We start from the raw sequence: 21,032 nt of genomic DNA, 5'->3' as shown, positions 1-21,032 counted from the left end.
ACCCGGTCGGCCACACTGCCACACTGATCCCCGACCCAGGACGGGTGGACGCCCGCTCTCCGCACCACGAGGACCCAGGCCGGGTCCGGAGCCGGCCGAAGACGACGACACGAGGCAAGGATTCGTGAACTTCACGCGCTGGAGCGCCCGGCTCCCCGGAACACAGCGCCGCGCCGCAGCGCGGACCGACCACCCGGTCACCCCCGACCGACTCGGGGAGGGCGCCGTACCCGCTGCCCGCGCCGAACAACTCACCGACGAAGCACCGCACGTGCCCGCCGTCGACGAACTCCCCGTGCGCGAGGTACTCGACCGCGTCCCGGCCCTCGTCGCCCTGGTCCACGGCACCGACCACCGCCTCGCCTACGTCAACGACGCCTATGTGACGGCCTTCGGCGTACGAGAACCCGGCGCCCCCGCCCGCGAAGCCCTCCCGGAGCTCGACGAGATCGGCCTCCTCCCCCTCCTCGACCAGGTCCTGCGCAGCGGCAAGGCACGCACGGTCAAGTCCCGCAAGGCCCCCGACGGCCACTCCTACACCTTCACCTGCACCCCGGTGACGGAGGGCGACACCGGCGGCGTCCTCGTCTTCGCGACCGACGTCACCGACCACGCCGAGGCCGCGGAACGCCTCAGAGCCAGCGAACGCCGCCAGCGCGAGACGGCCGTGACCCTCCAGCGCTCCCTGCTTCCCCAGGTCCTGGAGGAACCCGACGACCTCCGCATCGCCGCCACCTACCAGCCAGGCGGCACCGAGGCCGCGGTCGGCGGCGACTGGTACGACGTCATCACCCTCGGCGGCGGCCGCACGGCCCTGGTCATCGGCGACGTCATGGGCAGAGGAGTCCGCGCGGCAGCGGTCATGGGCCAATTGCGTACGGCGGTCAGGGCCTACGCCCGCCTCGACCTGCCCCCGCACGAGATCCTCCAGCTCCTCGACGGCCTCGCCGCGGAGATCGACGCCAACCAGATCGCCACGTGCGTCTACGCCATCCACGACCCCAACGAGGGCCGACTGGTGTACGCCAGCGCCGGCCACCTCCCGATCCTCGTCCGCGACGAGAGCGGGGCGGTACTGCGCGCCGACGAACCGACGGGCCCCCCGCTGGGCACCGGCGGCTGGATGCACGCGTCGGGCTCGATCCCGCTCGGCCCCGGCTCCACGGCCGTCCTCTACACGGACGGTCTGGTCGAACGTCGGGACGAGGACCTGGACGAGGGCATCGCCTCCCTGGAACGTGCCCTGTCCGGCGCGACCGGGACACCCCAGGTCGTCTGCGACCGCCTGGTCCGCTCCGCGGGCGTCACCGCGGACCACGACGACGACGTCGCGGTCCTCGTCCTCCAGCACCCCGCCCGTACGGGCCCCGACAGCGACCTCTTCCGCAACGCCGCACTGGAACTCCTCGGCGGCATCGAAGCGGCTCCACGCGCCCGTGCGTTCGCCTCCGGCGTGCTCACCAGCTGGCGGTTCCCCGCGGAGCTGCATGACCTGGGAGTGTTGGCGGCGAGCGAGCTGGTCGCCAACTCGCTTCAGCACGGGACGCCCCCGATGCGGCTGCGCCTGCGCCGTACGGACCGACGGTTGATCATCGAGGTGACGGACGGGGACGATCACCTGCCCCGGCGTCGGCGAGCCGAGCCCGGTGACGAGTCCGGTCGGGGGATCGCCATCGTGGCGACGATCGCCTCGAACTGGGGGTCTCGTCGGACGCCGGGGGGCGGCAAGGCGGTTTGGTGCGAGTTCGTGCTGCCCAAGGGGTAGGGGCGCAGGGTTGCTCGGCGGCCGCGGGTGCGTTGTGGCTGGTCGCGCAGTTCCCCACGCCCCCAGGCAGCTCAAGTCAGGCGGCGATGGATTCGTGCTGCGTGCCGCCCTTGGCCACAACCCTGCTCCTCGCGCGCCACGGGTGGTCCTGTACGGCCGTCAGTTGACGGCCCAGCCTCAGGCCCAGGAACGTGATGCCCACCGAGAACACCAAGAACGTCACGATGTACGGCGTGTGCAGTGACGCGCCCATCGGGCCGCCCACCGCCGGGCCCACGGCCAGGGCGAGCTGCTTGACCAGGGCGAACGCCGAGTTGTACTGACCGGCCATCCCGCTCGGCGCCAGATCGGCGACCAGCGGGGCGACGGTCGGGGACAGCATCGCCTCACCCAGCCCGAAGAGGGCGTACGTCGAGACGAACGCGGCCGTGGCCATGGCCTGGCTGGTGTGACCGAGACCGGCGTAACCGGCGGTGATCCACGCGACGGCCCAGATGATGCCGACCGCGGCGATCACCCTGGAGCGCCGACGCCGCTCGACGAACTTCAGCACGGCGAACTGCGCGATGACGATCATCGCGGTGTTGGCGGCCAGGGCCGAGCCCAGCGCGGAGGTGGAGATCCCGGCGGCCTCGACGCCGTACGCGGCCAGGCCCGACTCGAACTGGCCGTAACAGGCGAAGAACAGCACGAAGCCCAGGACGCACAGCTGCACCATGGCCCGGTTGCCGAGGAGCTGCTTCCAGCTGCCCTTCGTCGAACCGGCGGGCGCGTCCCCGATCCGCGGCGCGTGCGGGATCCGTACGGTCGCCATCACCACGGCCAGCAGCAGGAACATCGCCGCCTCGATCGCGAAGAGCAGGGTGAAGGAGGAGGCGCTCGTCGTGTCGACGAGGTGACCACCGATGAGACCGCCGACGCCCAGCCCGAGGTTCTGCAGGAAGAACTGCATCGCGAAGGCACGGGAGCGGGTCTCGGCGGTGGAACAGTCCACGATCATCGTGGCGAGCGCCGGCTGCATCACGGCCTGCCCGGCGCCGAGCGCGGCCGCCGACAGCAGAACGGTGGTCGCATTGCTCGCGAGCCCCAGGCTCAGCGCACCGATCGCGGCAGTGACCAGGGCGGTGAGCAACACCGGAAGCGGGCCCCGCCGCACGATCGCCCGGCCGGCGAACGGCAGCACGATCAGCGCGGCCACGGCGAAGACGGCGAGGACGAGCCCCGCCGTCATGGCTCCCAGTCCCCGCACCTGCGCCACATAGACGTACAGGTAGGGGACGGTGAAGCCGAGCCCGAACGCGCTGAGTGCGTTACCCACGTGAATCCGGCGCATCGCTGCGCCCATCGCCCTGGTCACGGTCACCTCAATCAGGTAGTTGGAGTCCCTCAGTACTTAGAACCGAAGACTTCAAAGCTAAAGTTAGAAGCTAAACAGTACACCCAGAAGAACTTCAACACCAAGCAGCCCCGTGCGATACTTCCGCCCATGGGTGACACCCCCGGCAGCATCGGCATCGGCAGTGAGCCGACCCTCGAAGAGCAGATCGCCGCGTACCAGCGCGAGTTCCGGGACCTCGATCCCCAGGTCGAGCAGATCGTCTCGGCGCTGTCCCGGCTGAACCGCCGTATGAACGTCGCCTACGGCCGTCAGACCTCCGCCCTCGGCATCAGTAACGCGGAGTGGGAGGTGCTCAAGGCCCTCGTCCTCTCCGGCGCTCCCTACCAAATGGGCCCCAGCGACCTCGCCAAGGGACTCGGCCTGACGCCGGCCGCGATGACCCACCGCATCGACCGGATGGTCGCGGAGGGTCTGGTCACCAGGGAGCGGGACGAGTCCAACCGTGTCCGCGTGATCGTGGAGCTGACGGACGAGGGGCGCGAGAAGTGGCTGGAGGCCATGCGACTCGCCACGGTCTTCGAGGAGGATCTCCTCCAGGACCTCTCCCCGGAGGAGCGGACCAGCCTCGGCGATGTCCTCACCCGTCTCCTGCGTCGGGTGGAGCATGCCCAGCCGGACGCCGGTGGTCGGCTCAGTGACCTGGGCTGATGTGTCACCCGAAAAGATCTTGACAGGCTTGGTTGACAGCGCCTTGTGCGATCCGTAGAGTTCTTCGGGTTGCCGCAGAGCCGTAACGGTTCTTCGACAACACCTCCGCCGCATCAGCGGCACACAAACCACAGCATGATCTCCCAACGGGATTCGAATTCGGCGTGCCCGAATTCAATTCGATTTGGGTGCGGCAGCTCGATTAGGAACTGCCGAGAGGATCCGCTAAGGTTTGAGACGTCGGAACGGCCCAACAGCCGGGAAGGCAAACCCCCTCTGACTGGGAGTCAGGCCCGAAAGGATCTGATAGAGTCGGAACCGCCGGAAAGGGAAACGCGAAAGCGGAAACCTGGAAAGCACCGAGGAAATCGGAACCGGAAACGGTCTGATAGAGTCGGAAACGCAAGACCGAAGGGAAAAGCCCGGAGGAAAGCCCGAGAGGGTGAGTACAAAGGAAGCGTCCGTTCCTTGAGAACTCAACAGCGTGCCAAAAATCAACGCCAGATTAGTTGATACCCCGTCTCCGGCCGTCATGGTCGTAGATGAGGTTCCTTTGAAGAAAAACACAGCGAGGACGCTGTGAACCATCGGCTTATTCCGCCGGTGGTTCCGCTCTCGTGATGTGCGCACCCGATTACGGGTAAACATTCACGGAGAGTTTGATCCTGGCTCAGGACGAACGCTGGCGGCGTGCTTAACACATGCAAGTCGAACGATGAACCACTTCGGTGGGGATTAGTGGCGAACGGGTGAGTAACACGTGGGCAATCTGCCCTTCACTCTGGGACAAGCCCTGGAAACGGGGTCTAATACCGGATACCACTACCGCAGGCATCTGTGGTGGTTGAAAGCTCCGGCGGTGAAGGATGAGCCCGCGGCCTATCAGCTTGTTGGTGAGGTAATGGCTCACCAAGGCGACGACGGGTAGCCGGCCTGAGAGGGCGACCGGCCACACTGGGACTGAGACACGGCCCAGACTCCTACGGGAGGCAGCAGTGGGGAATATTGCACAATGGGCGAAAGCCTGATGCAGCGACGCCGCGTGAGGGATGACGGCCTTCGGGTTGTAAACCTCTTTCAGCAGGGAAGAAGCGAAAGTGACGGTACCTGCAGAAGAAGCGCCGGCTAACTACGTGCCAGCAGCCGCGGTAATACGTAGGGCGCAAGCGTTGTCCGGAATTATTGGGCGTAAAGAGCTCGTAGGCGGCTTGTCACGTCGGGTGTGAAAGCCCGGGGCTTAACCCCGGGTCTGCATTCGATACGGGCTAGCTAGAGTGTGGTAGGGGAGATCGGAATTCCTGGTGTAGCGGTGAAATGCGCAGATATCAGGAGGAACACCGGTGGCGAAGGCGGATCTCTGGGCCATTACTGACGCTGAGGAGCGAAAGCGTGGGGAGCGAACAGGATTAGATACCCTGGTAGTCCACGCCGTAAACGGTGGGAACTAGGTGTTGGCGACATTCCACGTCGTCGGTGCCGCAGCTAACGCATTAAGTTCCCCGCCTGGGGAGTACGGCCGCAAGGCTAAAACTCAAAGGAATTGACGGGGGCCCGCACAAGCAGCGGAGCATGTGGCTTAATTCGACGCAACGCGAAGAACCTTACCAAGGCTTGACATACGCCGGAAAGCATCAGAGATGGTGCCCCCCTTGTGGTCGGTGTACAGGTGGTGCATGGCTGTCGTCAGCTCGTGTCGTGAGATGTTGGGTTAAGTCCCGCAACGAGCGCAACCCTTGTCCTGTGTTGCCAGCATGCCCTTCGGGGTGATGGGGACTCACAGGAGACCGCCGGGGTCAACTCGGAGGAAGGTGGGGACGACGTCAAGTCATCATGCCCCTTATGTCTTGGGCTGCACACGTGCTACAATGGCAGGTACAATGAGCTGCGAAACCGTGAGGTGGAGCGAATCTCAAAAAGCCTGTCTCAGTTCGGATTGGGGTCTGCAACTCGACCCCATGAAGTCGGAGTTGCTAGTAATCGCAGATCAGCATTGCTGCGGTGAATACGTTCCCGGGCCTTGTACACACCGCCCGTCACGTCACGAAAGTCGGTAACACCCGAAGCCGGTGGCCCAACCCCTTGTGGGAGGGAGCTGTCGAAGGTGGGACTGGCGATTGGGACGAAGTCGTAACAAGGTAGCCGTACCGGAAGGTGCGGCTGGATCACCTCCTTTCTAAGGAGCATCTAGGCCGCCAAGCTTGCTTGGTGGTCCAGGGCCATTACGCAGGCAAATGTTCTGCGGTGGTTGCTCAAGGGTGGAACGTTGATTATTCGGCACACTTGATCGTCTTCTCCTTCCAGTACTGCTCGTCAGAGCGTGGAACGTTGAGGGAAGCGGGAAGTGTGTCGGGCACGCTGTTGGGTGTCTGAGGGAATGAACCCCCTCGACGCCGGTCCCAGTGAACTCGGAGTGCAGCTCCGGGGTGATGGGTGGCTGGTCGTTGTTTGAGAACTGCACAGTGGACGCGAGCATCTGTGGCCAAGTTTTTAAGGGCGCACGGTGGATGCCTTGGCACCAGGAACCGATGAAGGACGTGGGAGGCCACGATAGTCCCCGGGGAGCCGTCAACCAGGCTTTGATCCGGGGGTTTCCGAATGGGGAAACCCGGCAGTCGTCATGGGCTGTCACCCATACCTGAACACATAGGGTATGTGGAGGGAACGCGGGGAAGTGAAACATCTCAGTACCCGCAGGAAGAGAAAACAACCGTGATTCCGGGAGTAGTGGCGAGCGAAACCGGATGAGGCCAAACCTACGACGTGTGAGACCCGGCAGGGGTTGCGTCGTGGGGGTTGTGGGATCTCTCTTTCACAGTCTGCCGGCTGTGAGACGAGTCAGAAACCGTATGGATAGGCGAAGGACATGCGAAAGGTCCGGCGTAGAGGGTAAGACCCCCGTAGCTGAAATCTGTACGGCTCGTTTGAGAGACACCCAAGTAGCACGGGGCCCGAGAAATCCCGTGTGAATCTGGCGGGACCACCCGCTAAGCCTAAATATTCCCTGGTGACCGATAGCGGATAGTACCGTGAGGGAATGGTGAAAAGTACCGCGGGAGCGGAGTGAAATAGTACCTGAAACCGTGTGCCTACAAGCCGTGGGAGCGTCGCTGTATGTGCTTGCACATACAGTCGTGACTGCGTGCCTTTTGAAGAATGAGCCTGCGAGTTTGCGGTGTGTTGCGAGGTTAACCCGTGTGGGGAAGCCGTAGCGAAAGCGAGTCCGAATAGGGCGACATAGTAGCGCGCTCAAGACCCGAAGCGGAGTGATCTAGCCATGGGCAGGTTGAAGCGGAGGTAAGACTTCGTGGAGGACCGAACCCACCAGGGTTGAAAACCTGGGGGATGACCTGTGGTTAGGGGTGAAAGGCCAATCAAACTCCGTGATAGCTGGTTCTCCCCGAAATGCATTTAGGTGCAGCGTCGTGTGTTTCTTGCCGGAGGTAGAGCACTGGATAGGCGATGGGCCCTACCGGGTTACTGACCTTAGCCAAACTCCGAATGCCGGTAAGTGAGAGCACGGCAGTGAGACTGTGGGGGATAAGCTCCATGGTCGAGAGGGAAACAGCCCAGAGCATCGACTAAGGCCCCTAAGCGTACGCTAAGTGGGAAAGGATGTGGAGTCGCACAGACAACCAGGAGGTTGGCTTAGAAGCAGCCACCCTTGAAAGAGTGCGTAATAGCTCACTGGTCTAGTGATTCCGCGCCGACAATGTAGCGGGGCTCAAGCGTACCGCCGAAGTCGTGTCATTTCAGCATGAGGGCCAACGCCCGCTGGGATGGGTAGGGGAGCGTCGTGTGCCGGGTGAAGCCGCAGCGGAAGCTAGTGGTGGACGGTTCACGAGTGAGAATGCAGGCATGAGTAGCGATACACACGTGAGAAACGTGTGCGCCGATTGACTAAGGGTTCCTGGGTCAAGCTGATCTGCCCAGGGTAAGTCGGGACCTAAGGCGAGGCCGACAGGCGTAGTCGATGGATAACCGGTTGATATTCCGGTACCCGCTGTGAAGCGTCAAACATCGAACCCATTAATGCTAAGGCCGTGAAGCCGTTCCGGACCCTTCGGGGAATGGAAAGTGGTGGAGCCGCCGAACCACGGTGGTAGTAGGTGAGTGATGGGGTGACGCAGGAAGGTAGTCCATCCCGGGCGGTGGTTGTCCCGGGGTAAGGGTGTAGGACGCAAGGTAGGCAAATCCGCCTTGCACATAGTCTGAGACCTGATGCCGAGCCGATTGTGGTGAAGTGGATGATCCTATGCTGTCGAGAAAAGCCTCTAGCGAGTTTCATGGCGGCCCGTACCCTAAACCGACTCAGGTGGTCAGGTAGAGAATACCGAGGCGTTCGGGTGAACTATGGTTAAGGAACTCGGCAAAATGCCCCCGTAACTTCGGGAGAAGGGGGGCCATCACTGGTGATCCGATTTACTCGGTGAGCTGGGGGTGGCCGCAGAGACCAGCGAGAAGCGACTGTTTACTAAAAACACAGGTCCGTGCGAAGCCGTAAGGCGATGTATACGGACTGACGCCTGCCCGGTGCTGGAACGTTAAGGGGACCGGTTAGTCACATTTCGGTGTGGCGAAGCTGAGAACTTAAGCGCCAGTAAACGGCGGTGGTAACTATAACCATCCTAAGGTAGCGAAATTCCTTGTCGGGTAAGTTCCGACCTGCACGAATGGCGTAACGACTTCTCGACTGTCTCAACCATAGGCCCGGTGAAATTGCACTACGAGTAAAGATGCTCGTTTCGCGCAGCAGGACGGAAAGACCCCGGGACCTTTACTACAGTTTGATATTGGTGTTCGGTTCGGCTTGTGTAGGATAGCTGGGAGACTGTGAACTCTGGACGCCAGTTCAGGGGGAGTCGTCGTTGAAATACCAGTCTGGTCGTGCTGGATGTCTAACCTGGGTCCGTGATCCGGATCAGGGACAGTGTCTGATGGGTAGTTTAACTGGGGCGGTTGCCTCCTAAAGAGTAACGGAGGCGCCCAAAGGTTCCCTCAGCCTGGTTGGCAATCAGGTGTTGAGTGTAAGTGCACAAGGGAGCTTGACTGTGAGACCGACGGGTCGAGCAGGGACGAAAGTCGGGACTAGTGATCCGGCGGTGGCTTGTGGAAGCGCCGTCGCTCAACGGATAAAAGGTACCCCGGGGATAACAGGCTGATCTTCCCCAAGAGTCCATATCGACGGGATGGTTTGGCACCTCGATGTCGGCTCGTCGCATCCTGGGGCTGGAGTCGGTCCCAAGGGTTGGGCTGTTCGCCCATTAAAGCGGTACGCGAGCTGGGTTTAGAACGTCGTGAGACAGTTCGGTCCCTATCCGCTGCGCGCGCAGGAATATTGAGAAGGGCTGTCCCTAGTACGAGAGGACCGGGACGGACGAACCTCTGGTGTGCCAGTTGTTCTGCCAAGGGCATGGCTGGTTGGCTACGTTCGGGAGGGATAACCGCTGAAAGCATCTAAGCGGGAAGCCTGCTTCGAGATGAGTATTCCCACCCCCTTTGAGGGGTTAAGGCTCCCAGTAGACGACTGGGTTGATAGGCCGGATCTGGAAGCACGGTAACGTGCGGAGGTGACCGGTACTAATAGGCCGAGGGCTTGTCCTCAGTTGCTCGCGTCCACTGTGTTGGTTCTGAAACCACGAACAGCCCCATATCCATGGTCACGGGTATGGTGCGGCTGACAGTTTCATAGTGTTTCGGTGGTCATAGCGTGAGGGAAACGCCCGGTTACATTCCGAACCCGGAAGCTAAGCCTTACAGCGCCGATGGTACTGCAGGGGGGACCCTGTGGGAGAGTAGGACACCGCCGAACAATCTTTAGAAAAGGCCCACGCCATCAGGCGTGGGCCTTTTTCTATTTCACCAGCTTTGTTTCGTACGCCAGGATCACCGCCTGGATCCGGTCCCTGGAACCCGTCTTCGCCAGGATGCGGCCCACATGGGTTTTCACCGTCGATTCGGCCAGGTGCAGACGGGTGGATATCTCGGTGTTCGTCCAGCCCTTGCCGATGACTGTCAGGATCTCGCGTTCCCGGTCGGTGAGGGCCGCGAGGCGTGAGTCCGCCGGTTCGGCGGTCGGGGTTTCCGCCGGGAGGTGGTGGGCGTAGGCGTCCAAGAGGCGGCGGGTCAGGCTCGGGGCGACCACCGCGTCGCCCGTGGCCACCGCGCGTATGCCTGACAGCAGGTCCTCCGGCTGGGCGTCCTTCACCAGGAAGCCGGAGGCTCCGGCTCGTAGGCCCGCGTAGGCGTACTCGTCCAGGTCGAAGGTCGTGAGGATCAGGACGCGGGTGCGGGCGCCGGCCGCGACGATGCGGCGGGTGGCCTCGATGCCGTCGAGGCCGGGCATGCGGACGTCCATCAGGACGACGTCGGGGTGGAGCTCGGCTGTCATACGGATCGCCTCGGTGCCGTTCTGGGCTTCGCCGAGGACCGTCATGTCGTCCTGGCTCTCCAGCAGCATGCGGAAGCCGAAGCGCTGGAGGGGCTGGTCGTCGGCGATGAGGACGGTCGTCACTGCGGGGTTTCCTCCGGTAGGTGAAGGCGGACACGCCAGCCGCCCTCAGGGAGCGGGCCGGCCTCAAGTGTGCCGCTGTACAGGGCTGTTCGCTCGCGCATTCCGGGCAGGCCCCGGCCGCCGGTGCCGTCTGTGTCGCCGCCGCGGCCGGTGTCGGTCACCGTGACCGTGACGGCGCCGCCGTCGGCGTACGACATCTCGATCTGTGAAGTGGCGCCGGGGCCGGCGTGTTTGAGGGTGTTGGTGAGGGCTTCCTGGATGACGCGGTAGACGGTGAGCTCGCGGCCCGGGGTGATGGCGGGGGTGCCGTGGACCGTCGTACTGACCGGGAGGCCGGCCTTGCGGACGCCGTCGAGGAGTTGGTCCAGGTCGGTGAGGGCGGGCTGGGGGGTCAGGTCGGCGGCCGGGCGGTCCTCTTCGCGCAGGACGTCCAGGAGGCGGCGGAGTTCTGTCAGCGCCTGGCGGCTTGTGCCGGCTATCGCGTCCAGTGCTTGTGCCGCCCGGTCGGGGGACTTCGCGGCGGCGTAGCGGCCGCCGTCGGCGAGGCCGGTGATGACGGAGAGGTTGTGGCCGATGATGTCGTGCATCTCGCGGGCTATGCGGGCGCGTTCGGCGGCCGCGGCCAGCCGGGCCTGCTGGTCGCGTTCGGTCTCCAGGCGGCGGGCGCGGTCCTCGAGGGCCTCGGTGTAGTTACGACGGGTGCGGACCGTGATGCCGATGGCGGCGCAGAGGGCGATGGAGAGGAGGAGCGGGACCACCTGCTCGTCCCAGCTCCTCTTCGAGTGGCGGGCGGCCGTCACGAACTCCGGTGTGATGACGAGGATCGTGGTCCACCACAGGGAGCGCAGAGGGCGGCGCAGGGCGATGTGGTAGACGACGACCAACTGGAGCAGGGCCGCCTGGAGGACCGCGCCGCTCCAGGCGTTGACGATGGCCATGGGGGCCATCGCGCACAGGACGGCTCGGGGGTGGGTGCGGCGCCAGAGCAGGGGGAGCGAGAGGCCCAGGCTCATGGTGAGGAGCAGGGAGGCGGGGACGTCCTTGTCGCGGGCCACGTTCTCCCAGCCGCCGCCGACGTAGTCGATGAGGGCCGCCGTCACCCAGAAGCCGGTGAAGGTCAGGTCCCAGGGGAGGGGATGGCGGCGGTCGAAGGCGCGCACCGCGTGGGCGATGCGCTGTACCCACTGGGTCAGGGGTTCGGCCGCTCTTGTCTCTTGCTCCTCCGGCATGGGGTCCATGGTGCGATGCTCCAGGATGGGGCCGGTACCAGGCGTCCGACCTGGGGGCTTATATGAGGTGAGGGGTCTGGTACCTGGGTACTACCGTGATCGGTATGAGTGACTCGATCCCCGATGCGTACGTCGTCCGGCCCATACGTGCCGACGAGTGGCCCGCCGTGAAGGAGCTGCGGCTCGTCGCGTTGCAGGATCCCGCGGCACCGGTGGCCTTTCTGGAGACGTACGAGAAGGCCCTGACCCATCCGGACTCCTTCTGGCAGGAGCGGGCCGCCGGGTCGTCGAAGGTGGATGGCGGGGCGCTGCAGTTCGTCGCCGAGGCCGCGGACGGGACGTGGGTCGGGTCCGTGGTCATGCTGATCGAGGCGGCCGGGACGGAGGACTGGGCCGGTTTTCCCGTCGAGCGCGACCAAGGGCATGTGGTCGGGGTGTTCGTGCGGCCCGAGTGGCGTGGTGGCGGGGTGACCAAGGGGCTCTTCGAGGCCGCCGTCGAGTGGGCTTGGGGGCGTGGGGTCGAGGCTGTGCGGCTCATCGTGCATGAGGACAATCCGCGCGCCCAGGCGTTCTATCGCAAGGCCGGGTTCGTGCCGAGCGGGAAGACCGTGCCGTTGCCCGGCAACGAGGGCGAGATCGAGTTGGAGTTCGTCCTCGAGAAGGCCTGACCTTCTCGGCGGGCCGTGGTCACACCGGCAGTTCGTCGTGCGGCCAGCGGGCCCTCGCCTGTTCCCGGGAGCGGAGCAGGGCCAGGGTCGGCAGGCCCCGGTCCGCCCCGGTGGCCAGCAGCTCCGGGAGCTGGGGAAGCGGAGCCACGGCGGCGACATCGTCCAGGACGAGCGTCAGTGGTGGGTCGAGGCGACCGGAGGATGACCGTTCGGCCATGCGCCGGCCACGCTCGACCACGCTGGAGACGAGCGCCGTCAGCAGTGGCATGGCGCCCGGGTTGGTCCGGGGGTCCTCGATGGATTCCCCCACCACATAAAGCGTGCCCCCTTCGTCCACGAAGGAATCCAAGGCAAGGGCATCAGTTCGGTTTGGAGTGCACGCCTCGCGGATGTTGACCGTGAAGAGGGCGGAGAGCGCGCGTCCGGTCAACTCCTGGGCGATGTCCCGGCGTTCGGGATACGCGGTGAGCGCGGCCTCGAGCTCGCCCGCCGCTCCGGGAGCGGCCTTGGGGTTGGTGCGGAGGATGCGGACCGCGTCCTGGATCTGGGTGCCCTGGGACCAGCGGTGGACGTGCCGGATGGTGCGGCCGTCGATGGCGGCGGCGTGCAGACAGCTCCGCAGGAGCGTTTCCGCTACGTCGGCCACGGCCTGGTCGATCTTCGCGGTGGGGCGGACCGGCGCGAGGAGGGCGTGGGCCCTCGCGGTCGCCGTCTGCTTCTCCTCGCACCCCGTCGTGGGGGACCAGTGGAGGCGGGCCGGGGTGTCGCAGAGGTGGGCGGGGTCGTAGAGGTGGACCGGGCCCAGCTTGGTGCGGGCGTCCTTGGTGTCGGACCAGACGGCGGGGTTCGAGGTGACGATGAGGATGGCGCCCTCGGCGTCGCGGACCGCCTGGGTGGCGGAGGCCTGCCGTGTCTCCCTGGGGGCCACGAGAACCTTCTCCACCCGTGCGGGCACCGCCACCGTGGCGGGAGCGGGAGGCTCCGGCTCGGCCCGCGGTGTCGGGACCTCGTGGTGCGTGACCGTCTCGACGACGGGCTCGGGAGCCGGCGGCTGTTCGACGACCGCGACCGGAACCTGGGTCCGCCGTGCCCGCCGTACCGCCTTCCAGCGGGCCACCGTCCCCAGGACGAACACGGCGAGCACGACCAGGATCATCAGCTGCCCGATGAGCAGCCCCCAGAACAGCCCGTACCCGGAGAGCTGCCCGGCCGGGGTCTCCGGCCAGGCGCCCGGGATGTCCTGGGGCCGGCCGATGAGCTGGCGCATCGCCATGGGCGTACGGGCGAAGGTGACGCCCTGGGGCCAGTGGCCGTGGGCGAACAGGCCCGCCAGGCCGGTGGCAGACCAGACCATCAGGGTCATGCCGAGGAGGAAGGCGAGTATGCCGACCAACAGCCCGTCGGGGACGCCTCCCTGACCTCCCTGGCCCTCCTGCCCGCGGCGATCGTCAGGTCTCACCATGGCACGCCTCCCGCCTACGCCACCGTCGACTCGGAGTCGCCCATGTGCTGCTCCATGTGCTGTTCCATGAAGGCCGCCGCCCGTTCCTCGGCCTCCAGCTCGGCCGCGCGCAGGGCGTCGTCCGCGAGGTGGTCCTCGGAGGACTCGGTCATCGCGCGGTCGGTGAAGACCAAGGGGCGTTCCGTCTCGGTGATCAGGTGTTTGACCACCTGGACGTTGCCGTTGACGTCCCACACCGCGATGCCCGGTGTCAGCGAGGGGATGATCTCGACCGCCCAGCGGGGCAGACCCAGCACCCGGCCCGTCATTCTGGCCTCGTCCGCCTTCTGGGCGTAGATCGTCCTCGTGGACGCCATCTTCAGGATCGCCGCCGCCTCCTTCGCCGCGGCTCCGTCCACCACGTCGGACAGGTGGTGGACGACCGCCACGAAGGACAGACCGAGCCGTCGGCCGAACTTCAGCAGCCGCTGGAACAGCTGGGCCACGAAGGGGCTGTTGATGATGTGCCAGGCCTCCTCGACCAGGAAGATGCGCTTCTTCCGGTCGGGGCGGATCCAGGTGTGCTCCAGCCACACGCCGACGATCGCCATGAGGATGGGCATGGCGATGGAGTTGCGGTCGATGTGCGACAGGTCGAAGACGATGAGCGGGGCGTCCAGGTCGATGCCGACCGTCGTGGGGCCGTCGAACATGCCGCGCAGGTCACCGTCGACCAGACGGTCCAGGACCAGCGCGACGTCCAGACCCCAGGCCCGTACGTCCTCTATGTCGACGTTCATCGCCTCGGCCGACTCCGGTTCGGGGTGCCGCAGCTGCTCCACGATGTCCGTGAGGATCGGCTGGCGTTCGACGATCGTCTCGTTGACGTAGGCGTGCGCGACCTTCAGGGCGAAGCCGGAGCGCTCGTCGAGGCCGTGGCCCAGCGCGACCTCGATGATGGTCCGGAGCAGCGCGAGCTGACCGGTCGTCGTGATCGCGGGGTCGAGCGGGTTGAGCCGGATCCCCATGTCCAGGGCGGCCATCGGGTCGAGGCGGATAGGAGTTATCCCCAACTCCTGCGCGATGAGGTTCCATTCGCCGACCCCGTCCTCGCCCTGTGCGTCGAGGACGACGACCTGCCGGTCGCGGAAGCGCAGCTGGCGCAGGACGTACGTCTTCTCCAGCGCCGACTTGCCGTTGCCGGACTCGCCGAGGACCAGCCAGTGGGGTGCCGGGAGCTGCTGGCCGTACAGCTGGAAGGGGTCGTAGATGTAGCCCTTGCCGGAGTACACCTCGCGGCCGATGATCACGCCGGAGTCGCCGAGGCCCGGCGCGGCCGTGGGCAGGTAGACCGCCTGGGCCTGGCCGGTGGAGGTGCGGACGGGCAGGCGGGTCGTCTCGACCTTGCCGAAGAGGAAGGACGTGAAGGCGTCGGTGAGGACGGACAGCGGGTCCCGCATCTGAGCTCAGCCCCTACCTTCGGATGCCGGTGGCGAACGGGAGGGTGTTCACGAACGCGCGGTGGTGTTCGCGGTCGCACCATTCGAGCTTCAGGTACGACTTTCCGGCCGAGGCCCGGATGGTCCGCTTGTCGCGGGCCAGGGCGTCGGGATTGCGGGAGGAGACGGTGATGTAGCCGACCAGGTTGACGCCGGCCGCGCCGCTCGCGAGGTCTTCGCCGCGCTGGTCGAGACGGTTGTGGGAGGCGACGTCGCGCGGGTCGACGGTGCGGTTCATCTTGGCCTGGCGGGAGGCTTCCGCCTCGTCGTTCGTCTTCTCGGTCAGCATGCGCTCGATGGCGACCTCGGTGGGTTCGAGGTCCATGGTGACGGCGACCGTGCGGATGACGTCCGGGGTGTGGACGAGGAGGGGGGCGAGGAAGTTGACCCCGACGGGGGTCATCGGCCATTCCTTCACCCAGGCCGTCGCATGGCACCAGGGCGCGCGGGTGCTGGACTCCCGCGTCTTCGCCTGGAGATACGTCGGCTCCATGGCGTCCAGCTCGGCCGGCCAGGAGTTGCGCTTGCTCATCGCCTGGATGTGGTCGATGGGGTGGTCCGGGTCGTACATGGAGTGGATGAGCGAGGCGAGACGGCCCTGGCCCAGCGGCTGCCGTACGCGGATGTCGGCCTCCTGCAACCGCGAGCAGATGTCGGTGAGCTCACGTGCCATCACGACCGCGAGGCCCGCGTCGCGGTCCAGTTTGCGGCCGGACTGGGGGCGTGCCGCGCGGGCCATGGTGTGGGCCTCGGCGGCGAGTTCGCGGGTGAAGTGCATGCAGGCGACGAGGTAGGCGCGGTGCTGCTCGCTGCTCGTCGACACCATGGACTGGAGTTGGTCGTACGACTGCTGCAGCCATCCCGGTGCCCTGTCGTCCCCGCGGACGGCGACGTCCTTGGCGTGGGCGTCGGGGTCGGCGGGGAGGGTGCGGGCGAGCATCTGGAGGCGGGTGACGAAGCCGTCCCCGTTGGCGACGTGCTTGAGCAGGGTGCCGAAGCGGTCGACGAGGGCTTCCTGGTCCTCGGAGTCGCGCAGGCCGACGCCGGGGCCCTCGATCTCGATGGCGGCGGTGACGGTGCGGCGGTCCGCGTGCAGGAGTACGGCGATCTCGTCGGGGCCGAAGGGCGCGGCGAGCCAGGTGATACGGCCGATGCCGGGCGGCGGGCCGATCTCGACCTCCAGGCCGTCGGCCCTGATGCCGGCCTCCATGACGCCGGAGCGGTAGACGGTCCCCCGCTTCAGGGACCGCTTGTAACTGCGGTTGATCTCGAACCACTTGTAGAAGGTGCGGTGCTTGTACGGCACGTAGACCGCCATCAGGGCGATCAGCGGGAAGCCCATCAGCAGCACGATGCGCAGGGCCAGGACGGGGACGAGGAGCCCGCACATCATGCCGAGGAAGGCGCCGGCGATGATCAGCGCGATCTCGCCGGTCTCACGGTTGCGGCCGACGATCGCGTTCGGCCGGGCGCGGCCGATGAGATAGGTACGGCGGGGTGTGACCGCGTGGGACACGTGGGACTCGGTCGTCAACGCCCGTCACCTCCTGTGGGCTTGTTGCGGTTGTTGCTGGCGTGCGGGGTGTTGACCGTGTTGCTCGAACGGGGCTGGGGTGCGGCGGAGGGGACAGATCCGCCGCCACCGTTGGGGGTGCGGGCGCTGTGGGCGGCTACGCCGCCGGAGGCGGGGTTGGAGGGGCGGGCACCGCTCGAACCGCTGCCGCCGCCGTTGTTGTCGGCCCTGGAGCTGTGGGTCTTGATGCCCTGGGCGACGAGGGTCGCGGGGGAGCTGATGACCGCGGCCGCCTTTCCTTCGGCGCCCTGCATGATGCGGTTGTTGCGGGAGCCCGCGATCTCGTCGCCGAAGCCGGGGACGAAGCGGTAGATCATCGCGCTGGCGAAGATGGCGAGCAGGATGATGGCCAGGCCGGAGACCACGGCGGAGAAGGCGTCGGGGCCGTCGTCGGCGGACAGCGCGCCGGCCAGCCCCAGAACGATCACGATGACCGGCTTGACCAGGATGACCGCGATCATGATGCCCGCCCAGCGGCGGACGTGGCCCCACAGGTTCTTGTCGACCAGGCCCGCGTAGACGACGGTGCCGAGGAGGGCGCCGACGTAGAGGAGCGCGGCCCTGATCACCAGTTCCAGCCAGAGGACGCCGGCGGCGAGGATGGAGACGAGGGACACCACGATCAGCATGATCGGGCCGCCGCCGATGTCCTCGCCCTTCTCCAGGGCGCCGGAGAAGGTGCCGAAGAACGTGTCGGTCTGGTCGCCGGTGGTCTTCGCGAGGACCTCGCTGACGCCGTCGGTGGCCGAGACGACCGTGTAGAGGATCAGAGGGGTGAAGGCCGACGCCAGCACGGTCAGCCAGAGGAACCCGATCGCTTCGGAGATGGCCGTGCTGAGGGGGGCGCCGCGGACGGCTCGCTTGGCCACGGCCAGCAGCCACAGCAGCAGGGTCAGAATCGTCGACGCCGCGAAGACGACCGCGTACTGCTGGAGGAACTTGGGGTTCGTGAAGTCGACGTTCGCGGTGTCCTTCACGGCCTCGCTGAGCTTGTCGACGGTCCATGCGGCGGCGTCGGCACAGCCCTTGGCGAGGGAGGAGAGGGGGTCGAGGGTGGCGGTGGGGTCGATGGTGGATCCGCCGGAGCGCGCGCCGCTTTCGCCGCGTTCGCAGTAGTCCTTGGCGGGGCCGTGGATCAGGTCGCAGGGGTTGTTGCTCGCGGTTGGTGAGGGCGTGGGGCTGGGGGTGGGCGCGGCGAAGGCACGCGTGGCCATGAGGACGGCTGTGGTCTGTACGGCCGTGACGACAGCGGCGAGCTTGAGTGCGCGTCGGCTACCGGGCATACGTGAACCCTCCGTACTCTTCGACGGCCTTCGCCATCTCGTCGGCGCTGGAGGCCCTGTCGTCGCCGGGGACGGGCGCTGGGCCGTCCTTCTGGGAGTGCGTCACGATCTTCCAGTCGCCATCGGTCCACTGGAGCTGCATGGTGATGGTGAACCAGGTGCTGGTGACCGGGTTGGTGGAGTTCTCGCCTGCGAGGCCGAGGAGGCCGCTGCACCAGACCTCGACGGTGGTGCCGTCGGCGGAGGACTGGGTGGTCTTGGTGCCGATCGGGCTCGTACGGGAGACGAAGGTGTAGCCGTTCGGTGTGGAGCCGTCCTCGTTCAGGCCGACGGCCTTGTTGAAGGCCGGCGTGTAGGCCTTGTCCAGTGTCGCTTCGAACTGCGACACGCGGGAGGGCGTGATGATGGCTTGCAGGATCGCGTTGCGCTTCGTCTTGTCAAACATCTCGGCAGAACCCAGCGCCACCGCGTAATTCGCCGCCGCACTCTGCGCCCCCTGCGCGTCATGAGCGAACCCCTTGGCCACCGGCTTCGTTCCGCTTGCCGCCGTGCTCGCCACCTCGGGTTTGTCGCTGGCGCCGGTTTTGGATGAGGAGTCGTCGCCTCCGCGGTTCGCGAAGGCGATCGCGGCGATGAGGAGGACGACTACGCCGACCACGGTGACCAGGCTGCGTGACGACGAGCGGGCGCGGGGACGCGCGCCGCCGTACACGTCGTCCGGCATGCGCGTGCGGGTCTGGCCGGAACCCCCGTAGCCGCCGGAGGTGTCGTGTTCGTCACCGGGACTCATGCCGCGTACGCCCCCTCGACGTCGTGCGGAAACACGTAGGAGTACGACGGTAGCCGTGCTGGTTCCCGCGCGGGCGCGGTGTGGTGACTCGGCATCAGGGAAACGCAACCTCAGTCGGTGGGCACGACGGGCGGGTGGGGTGGAGGGGTACGACCGGGCGTGCCCGGGGACTGGAGGAACGCCCGCTAGACGGCCATGCCGTACACGATGGTGAACAGCGTGCCGAGTGAGCCGATGATGAAGACCCCGGTGAGGCCGGCGATGATCAGGCCCTTGCCCTGTTCCGCGCTGAAGGTGTCACGCAGGGCCGTCGCGCCGATGCGTTGCTTCGCGGCGCCCCAGATGGCGATGCCGAGGCAGAGCATGATGGCGACCGCCATGACGACCTGGATCATCGTCTTCGCTTCCGTGCCCAGCGCCCCGAAGGGGCCCCAGTCCGGAGCGATCCCGCCGATGATGGTGTTGATGTCTCCCTTGTCGGCCGCAAAGAGCATGTAAGTCACCGCCCCTGGTGGGTAGTTCCGCTTCCCCCTGCAGGTGCGCAGAGGTCAGGCCTCATTCTCGCCGACAATTCTGCTGCCGGATGTCGACTTGGCGTCATTGATTGGCGGGTTTCGTACGAATGCACTGTCCGGTCACTCTGTGTATCACGGCAGGTCACGCCGGGCAATGAGGCCGGAGCGGAACCTTCGTGTGGTTCCGTCGTTGACCTCTTCTCGGCATCTGGTGTGCTGGTGGCACCCGAGTGCACCCATGTTCTGCGGGTGAAGGCTATCTCCGCACGGCACCGGCATGCCGAACGGGCCGCGGCTGGTGCCGCGGCCCGTCTGCGTGGTGACTGAGCGTCAGCCTGTGAAGGCGGCCACTCCCTGCGGGGTGCCGAGGCCGGTCGGGCCGTCGTAGCCCGAGGCGGCGGTGCAGAAGTAGCTGGTGGTGCAGCTGCCGTTGTTGCCGGAGGTGACATCGTTGAGGGCGGCTGTGTTCTTGTAGGGGAACTGCGCCGGGTAGGAGCTGCTGGACGGCGTGCCCGCGAGGGCGTAGACGCCCGCGATGATCGGGGCCGAGGCGCTGGTGCCGCCGAAGGTGTACCAGCCGGCCGTGACGCCGTAGGAGTCGTAGACCGAGACACCGGTCGCGGGGTCGGCCACCGCGGAAACGTCCGAAATCATGCGCTTGGTGCAGCCGCTGTCGGTCTGCCAGCTCGGCTTGGCGTCGTACGAGGAGCAGCCGGAGCCAGTCCCCTCGGTGCTGCTGGTCTTCCAGACCGTCTCCGTCCAGCCGCGGGTGTTCGAGGCCGTGGACAGGGCGGTGCCGCCGACCGATGTCACGTATTTGGAGGCGGCCGGGTACTCGGCGCCGTAGCCCGCGTCGCCCGCGCTGACGGTGATGGCGACGCCCGGGTGGTTGAAGTAGGAGGAGTCGTAGGAGGTGTCGGACGAGGACTCCGAGCCGCCGTAACTGTTGCTGACGTATTTGGCGCCCAGGGTGACGGCCTCGTTCACCGCCTTGCCCAGGTTGGCCATCGTCGCCGACTTCGCCTCGACGAGGAGGATGTGCGCGTTCGGGGCGATGGCGGAGACCATGTCGAGGTCCAGGGAGATCTCCTCGGCCCAGCCGGAGTCTGCGGTGGGCAGGGAGGTCGTGGAGCCGGTCTGGCTGACTTTCTTGAAGCAGCCGTTGGCGGTGGTGCAGGCGGACAGGCCGTAGTGCGAGCGGTAGGTCGCGAGGTCGGACTCGGCGTTGGGGTCGTCGTACGCGTCGACGATGGCGATGGTCTGGCCGGCGCCGTTCGAGGAGGCGGCGGCGGTCAGGCCGTAGGCGGCCTGGAGGTCGCTGGGGCCGTAGCCGGAGGGGGTGGAGGCGTCGGCGGCCTTGGGGGTGATGCCGTGCGCCTTCTGGAAGGCGGTGGTGCCGCCGGTCACGCGCAGGGAGTCGCAGGTGAGTTCGCCGGATTTCCTGGGGGTGGCGCAGGGGGTCGCGGCCCAGGTGACCTTGGTGGCCTTGGCCGGGGCGGCGGCTTCGGCGTGGAGCGCGGTGCCGAGTCCGGCGACGAGGAGCGCGGCGGTCGCTGCGGCCGCCGAGCCGATCCGGCGCCGGCTGCCGCGTATGGAGGGTCTGTCGGGGGGTGTCGTGCGCATCGTGCAGCCTCCTGAGGGTGGTGGAACAGGAGCAGTGCGAGTGCGTGCGGCGGTGGGACGACAGTCTCTTGTTGAGTACGTGACAACA

At 66.3% G+C, this 21,032-nt stretch carries 13 protein-coding genes and 3 rRNA genes; 6 read left to right on the top strand and 10 right to left on the bottom strand.

Translation table 11 applies throughout. From position 1 onward, the window contains the following. Positions 1 to 124: 124 nt before the first annotated feature. Positions 125 to 1,765 (top strand): ATP-binding SpoIIE family protein phosphatase, encoded by a 1,641-nt coding sequence (locus OG381_RS22945; RefSeq protein ID WP_327717959.1) that lies wholly within the window; start codon positions 125 to 127, stop codon positions 1,763 to 1,765. A gap of 76 nt (positions 1,766 to 1,841) precedes the next feature. Here OG381_RS22945 and OG381_RS22940 read toward each other — a convergent pair whose 3' ends face one another. Further along, on the bottom strand, positions 1,842 to 3,122 hold the full coding sequence (locus OG381_RS22940; protein ID WP_443062041.1) for an MFS transporter: 1,281 nt from the start codon (positions 3,120 to 3,122) through the stop codon (positions 1,842 to 1,844). A gap of 129 nt (positions 3,123 to 3,251) precedes the next feature. On the opposite strand from OG381_RS22940, the gene OG381_RS22935 reads away from it, so the two are divergent. The 4 genes from OG381_RS22935 (at position 3,252) to rrf (ending at position 9,621) form a co-directional block, all read left to right on the top strand. Next, a complete protein-coding gene (locus OG381_RS22935; protein WP_327717958.1) occupies positions 3,252 to 3,812 on the top strand; it encodes a MarR family winged helix-turn-helix transcriptional regulator in 561 nt (186 codons plus the stop codon). Between the two features lie 647 nt (positions 3,813 to 4,459). Continuing rightward, positions 4,460 to 5,985: ribosomal RNA gene (locus tag OG381_RS22930) — 16S ribosomal RNA — on the top strand. Positions 5,986 to 6,289: 304 nt separating this feature from the next. After that, positions 6,290 to 9,413, top strand: a 23S ribosomal RNA gene (locus OG381_RS22925). Between the two features lie 91 nt (positions 9,414 to 9,504). Continuing rightward, positions 9,505 to 9,621: ribosomal RNA gene (gene rrf, locus OG381_RS22920) — 5S ribosomal RNA — on the top strand. The 16S, 23S and 5S rRNA genes sit together here, the layout of an rRNA operon. A gap of 42 nt (positions 9,622 to 9,663) precedes the next feature. Here rrf and OG381_RS22915 read toward each other — a convergent pair. Continuing rightward, the gene (locus OG381_RS22915; protein ID WP_327717957.1) at positions 9,664 to 10,323 is read right to left on the bottom strand and encodes a response regulator transcription factor; all 660 of its coding nucleotides are present in this window, start codon (positions 10,321 to 10,323) and stop codon (positions 9,664 to 9,666) included. Beyond that, positions 10,320 to 11,561 (bottom strand): sensor histidine kinase, encoded by a 1,242-nt coding sequence (locus OG381_RS22910; RefSeq protein ID WP_327717956.1) that lies wholly within the window; start codon positions 11,559 to 11,561, stop codon positions 10,320 to 10,322. Before OG381_RS22910 ends, OG381_RS22915 begins: the two co-directional genes overlap by 4 nt. Positions 11,562 to 11,656: 95 nt before the next feature. Here OG381_RS22910 and OG381_RS22905 point away from each other — a divergent pair, with 95 nt between their 5' ends. Continuing rightward, complete coding sequence (locus tag OG381_RS22905) at positions 11,657 to 12,220, top strand: GNAT family N-acetyltransferase (RefSeq protein ID WP_327717955.1); 564 nt, start codon at positions 11,657 to 11,659, stop codon at positions 12,218 to 12,220. A 19-nt stretch (positions 12,221 to 12,239) separates the two neighbouring features. On the opposite strand, the gene OG381_RS22900 is transcribed toward OG381_RS22905, so the two are convergent. The 7 genes from OG381_RS22900 to OG381_RS22870 form a co-directional block, all read right to left on the bottom strand. Then, complete coding sequence (locus OG381_RS22900; protein WP_443061921.1) at positions 12,240 to 13,682, bottom strand: TraM recognition domain-containing protein; 1,443 nt, start codon at positions 13,680 to 13,682, stop codon at positions 12,240 to 12,242. Positions 13,683 to 13,696: 14 nt separating this feature from the next. Then, complete coding sequence (locus OG381_RS22895) at positions 13,697 to 15,121, bottom strand: ATP-binding protein (protein WP_266825211.1); 1,425 nt, start codon at positions 15,119 to 15,121, stop codon at positions 13,697 to 13,699. A gap of 13 nt (positions 15,122 to 15,134) precedes the next feature. Next, the gene (locus OG381_RS22890) at positions 15,135 to 16,694 is read right to left on the bottom strand and encodes an SCO6880 family protein (protein ID WP_327717954.1); all 1,560 of its coding nucleotides are present in this window, start codon (positions 16,692 to 16,694) and stop codon (positions 15,135 to 15,137) included. Next, positions 16,691 to 18,016, bottom strand: a complete 1,326-nt coding sequence (locus OG381_RS22885) for a hypothetical protein (RefSeq protein WP_327717953.1) — start codon at positions 18,014 to 18,016, stop codon at positions 16,691 to 16,693. The genes OG381_RS22890 and OG381_RS22885 overlap by 4 nt, the downstream gene beginning before the upstream one ends. Continuing rightward, a complete protein-coding gene (locus OG381_RS22880; protein WP_327717952.1) occupies positions 18,006 to 18,806 on the bottom strand; it encodes a hypothetical protein in 801 nt (266 codons plus the stop codon). The genes OG381_RS22885 and OG381_RS22880 overlap by 11 nt, the downstream gene beginning before the upstream one ends. A gap of 185 nt (positions 18,807 to 18,991) precedes the next feature. After that, positions 18,992 to 19,300, bottom strand: coding sequence for a hypothetical protein (locus tag OG381_RS22875; protein WP_046262904.1), 309 nt, complete (start codon positions 19,298 to 19,300; stop codon positions 18,992 to 18,994). A 351-nt stretch (positions 19,301 to 19,651) separates the two neighbouring features. Next, positions 19,652 to 20,944, bottom strand: coding sequence for a S53 family peptidase (locus OG381_RS22870; RefSeq protein WP_327717951.1), 1,293 nt, complete (start codon positions 20,942 to 20,944; stop codon positions 19,652 to 19,654). Between the last annotated feature and the right edge of the window lie 88 nt (positions 20,945 to 21,032).

The sequence above is a fragment of the Streptomyces sp. NBC_00490 genome, from assembly GCF_036013645.1.
Lineage (GTDB): Bacteria > Actinomycetota > Actinomycetes > Streptomycetales > Streptomycetaceae > Streptomyces > Streptomyces canus_F.
This window is presented reverse-complemented; position numbering and strand designations above follow the sequence as displayed.

Bases quoted from the DNA above. Each gene is read 5' to 3' on its own strand.
- OG381_RS22935 (WP_327717958.1), top strand. From the start codon at position 3,252: ATGGGTGACACCCCCGGCAGCATCGGCATCGGCAGTGAGCCGACCCTC.
- OG381_RS22910 (WP_327717956.1), bottom strand. From the start codon at position 11,561: ATGGACCCCATGCCGGAGGAGCAAGAGACAAGAGCGGCCGAACCCCTG.
- OG381_RS22905 (WP_327717955.1), top strand. From the start codon at position 11,657: ATGAGTGACTCGATCCCCGATGCGTACGTCGTCCGGCCCATACGTGCC.
- OG381_RS22900 (WP_443061921.1), bottom strand. From the start codon at position 13,682: ATGGTGAGACCTGACGATCGCCGCGGGCAGGAGGGCCAGGGAGGTCAG.
- OG381_RS22895 (WP_266825211.1), bottom strand. From the start codon at position 15,121: ATGCGGGACCCGCTGTCCGTCCTCACCGACGCCTTCACGTCCTTCCTC.
- OG381_RS22885 (WP_327717953.1), bottom strand. From the start codon at position 18,016: ATGCCCGGTAGCCGACGCGCACTCAAGCTCGCCGCTGTCGTCACGGCC.
- OG381_RS22880 (WP_327717952.1), bottom strand. From the start codon at position 18,806: ATGAGTCCCGGTGACGAACACGACACCTCCGGCGGCTACGGGGGTTCC.
- OG381_RS22875 (WP_046262904.1), bottom strand. From the start codon at position 19,300: ATGCTCTTTGCGGCCGACAAGGGAGACATCAACACCATCATCGGCGGG.
- OG381_RS22870 (WP_327717951.1), bottom strand. From the start codon at position 20,944: ATGCGCACGACACCCCCCGACAGACCCTCCATACGCGGCAGCCGGCGC.